Origin of the sequence: Novosphingobium sp. (assembly GCF_027489515.1) — a bacterium.
GTDB lineage: Bacteria > Pseudomonadota > Alphaproteobacteria > Sphingomonadales > Sphingomonadaceae > Novosphingobium.
In genome coordinates, this window is record NZ_JAIXZS010000045.1 from 1 (window position 1) to 3274 (window position 3274).

A 3274-nucleotide genomic window follows, 5' to 3' on the forward strand; every position below is an offset into this window, starting at 1 on the left:
GGCGTGGAGCGCGTGTTCCCGCTCTACTCGCCCAACATCGACAGCATCACCGTGGTCCGCCGCGGCGTCGTGCGTCGTGCCAAGCTCTATTACCTGCGCGGCCGCACCGGCAAGTCGGCGCGTATTGCCGAGCGCAAGACGATTAAAACCACGACGGAAAGCTGACCAGGGAGGGCCGATAAGCCCATCGCCCGGGCACCGTAGCGTGCTTCAAGTGGCGCCCTGGCAAACCAGCCGGGGCGCCTCTTTCGTTTTGCCATACCTTAGCCAAGGACCTTCGCTTCCATGCGACTGCTGACCACTCTGCTCGCAGCGAGCATTTTCGCCGTCGCTGCGCCCGTTCTTGCCGCCGAGACGAAGGATAGTGCCGTGACTGCATCCCAGACTGCGCCAGCCCTCTCGCTCGAGCGCGTCTTCGCCAGCCCGAGCCTGGCCGGGCCGGTGCCGCGCGCGGTCAAGCTCTCGCCCGATGGCCGCTTTGTCACCGTCCTGCGCAATCGGCCGGACGACCGCGAGCGCTACGATCTGTGGGGTTTCGACCGGAAGGCTGGCCAGTGGCGGATGCTGGTCGATTCGAAGAAGCTCTCCTCGGGCCGCGAGCTTTCCGAGGCCGAGAAGATGCAGCGCGAGCGCCAGCGCATCGGCGATCTGAAGGGCATCGTCAGCTACGAATGGACGGCGGACAGCACCGCCGTGCTCGTCCCCATCGATGGCGATCTGCTGCTTGCGGGCCTCGATGGTTCGGTGCGCAAGATCGCCGGGACCAAGGGCGGCGAGCTCGATCCCTCGCTGAGCCCCAAGGGCGGCCATGTCGCTTTCGTGCGCGACCAGCGGCTCTTCGTGGGGGCAGTGGACGGCAAGACCGAACCGCAGGCTGTGACCCCTGCTGAAACCGCCGCCACCGTCCACTGGGGCGAGGCCGAGTTTGTAGCGCAGGAGGAAATGAACCGCTTCAAGGGCTACTGGTGGTCGCCCGATGGCGCACGCCTTGCCGTCGAGCGCTTCGACGAGGCCAAGGTCGGCACCGTCACCCGCGCGGCCATCGGCGCCGAGGGCACCAAGACCTTCGAGCAGCGCTATCCGGTGGCAGGCAGCCCCAATGCCGAAGTCTCGCTCTGGGTAGTTGGCGCGGACGGCCAGAGTCGGGTGCAGGTCGACCTCGGGCAGGACAAGGACATCTATCTCGCCCGCGTCGATTGGGCACCCGATGGCAAGGCGCTCTACGTCCAGCGCGAGGATCGGGCGCAGACGAAGCTCGACATGCTCAAGGTCGATCCCTCCACCGGCAAGGCGGAGGTGCTGTTCACCGAAACGGCCGCCAAGGGGAGCTGGATCAACCTCTCGGACGCCTACCGCTTCCTTGCGGACGGCAGCCTGATCTGGTGGTCGGAGCGTGACGGCTTCGGACACCTCTACCACTTCAAGGCGGGCCAGTTCACCCAGTTGACCAAGGGGCCGTGGGTGGTCACCGATCTCTTGGGCGTGGACCAGAAGTCGGGCCGCGTTACCTTCGTCGGCACCAAGGACGATGTCCTTGCGCCGCAAGTCTATGCGTTCGATCTGAAGATGCCCGAGAAGCTCGACCGGCTGACTGATCTGGCCTTTCACAACAGCGCTGCGATGGACCGCAAGGGCCAGACGCTCGTAGTCACCCGCAGCGCCGACGCGCAGCCGCCGCAGTCCTATCTGGCGGACGCCACCGGCAAGCGCATCGCGTGGATCGAGGAAAACCGTGTGGAAGGGGCGCACCCTTATGCGCCGTTCCTCGCCAGCCACCGCAAGGCCGAATTCGGCACGATCCCGGCGGAAGATGGCACCCCGCTCCACTGGATGATGATCACGCCGCCGCTGGAGCCCGGCAAGCGCTATCCGGTGTTCTCGTACCACTACGGCGGCCCGCATGCGCAGGTCGTCGGCAAGGGGTGGCAGGGCGCGCTGGCGCAGGCGATTGTCGACAAGGGCTACATCTACTTCGCCATCGACGGGCGCGGCTCGGACAATCGCGGCGTGACGTTCGAGAGCGCGATCAACCGCGCGATGGGCTCGGTCGAGGTGGCGGACCAGCTTGCCGGCGCGCGCTATCTGAAGTCGCTGACCTTCGTCGATCCGAAGCGCGTCAGCACCTTCGGCTGGTCCTACGGCGGCTACATGACGCTCAAGATGCTGGAAGACCATCCGGGCGAGTGGGCGGCCGGCATTGCGGTTGCCCCGGTCACGCGCTGGGAGCTTTACGACACCCACTACACCGAGCGTTATCTCGGCGATCCCAACAAGGAGCCGAAGGTTTACGAAACCTCGGGTGCGCTCGCCGATGCCGCGAAGATCCGCGATCCGCTGCTCGTCGTCCACGGCATGGCGGACGACAATGTGGTGTTCGAGAACTCGACCGCGCTCATCGCCAAGCTGCAGGGCGAGGCTGTGCCGTTTGAAATGATGCTTTACCCCGGCTTCACCCACCGCATCAGCGGGCCGAAGGTCAGCAAGCATCTCTACGAAACCGTATTCCGCTTCCTCGACCGCAACGGCGTGGGTAGCGGCCAGTAAACGACGAGAAGCGAGCCAATTGGGGCCGGATAGGCCGCCGCAAGGAGAGTACAATGGGTTACCGGGTAGTGGTCGCAGGTGCGACCGGCAATGTCGGGCGCGAGATGCTCAATATCCTCGCCGAGCGCGAGTTCCCGATCGACGAGATCGCGGCGGTTGCCTCGTCGCGCTCGCAGGGCTCCGAGATCGAGTTCGGTGAGACGGGCAAGATGATCAAGGTCCAGAACATCGACAACTTCGATTTCGCCGGATGGGATATCGCGCTCTTCGCTATCGGCTCCACCGCGACCCAGGTCCACGCCCCGCGCGCGGCTGCGGCAGGCTGCGTCGTGATCGACAACTCCTCGCTCTACCGGATGGACCCGGATGTGCCGCTGATCGTGCCCGAGGTGAACCCGGACGCCATCGACGGCTACAAGGCCAAGAACATCATCGCCAACCCCAACTGCTCGACCGCGCAGATGGTCGTGGCCTTGAAGCCCCTGCACGACAAGGCGACGATCAAGCGCGTCGTCGTCGCGACCTACCAGTCGGTTTCGGGCGCGGGGAAGGAAGGCATGGACGAGCTGTTCGAGCAGAGCCGCGCGATCTTCGTCGGCGATCCGGTCGAGCCGCGCAAGTTCACCAAGCAGATCGCCTTCAACGTGATCCCGCACATCGACAGCTTCCTTGATGACGGCTCGACCAAGGAAGAGTGGAAGATGGTCGCCGAGACCAAGAAGATCCTCGA

3 protein-coding genes are annotated in these 3274 nt (G+C 65.1%); all 3 read left to right on the forward strand.

The features are described from left to right. A partial coding sequence (locus tag Q0082_RS07720; RefSeq protein WP_298191305.1) for a 50S ribosomal protein L19 occupies positions 1-165 on the forward strand: 165 nt, incomplete at its 5' end. 120 nt (positions 166-285) lie between these two features. Continuing rightward, positions 286-2544 carry a S9 family peptidase gene (locus Q0082_RS07725; protein WP_298191303.1) on the forward strand — a complete coding sequence of 753 codons (2259 nt, stop codon included), beginning with the start codon at positions 286-288 and terminating at the stop codon, positions 2542-2544. 53 nt (positions 2545-2597) lie between these two features. Beyond that, positions 2598-3274 (forward strand): aspartate-semialdehyde dehydrogenase (locus tag Q0082_RS07730; protein ID WP_298191304.1); only part of this gene is annotated, 677 nt, incomplete at its 3' end.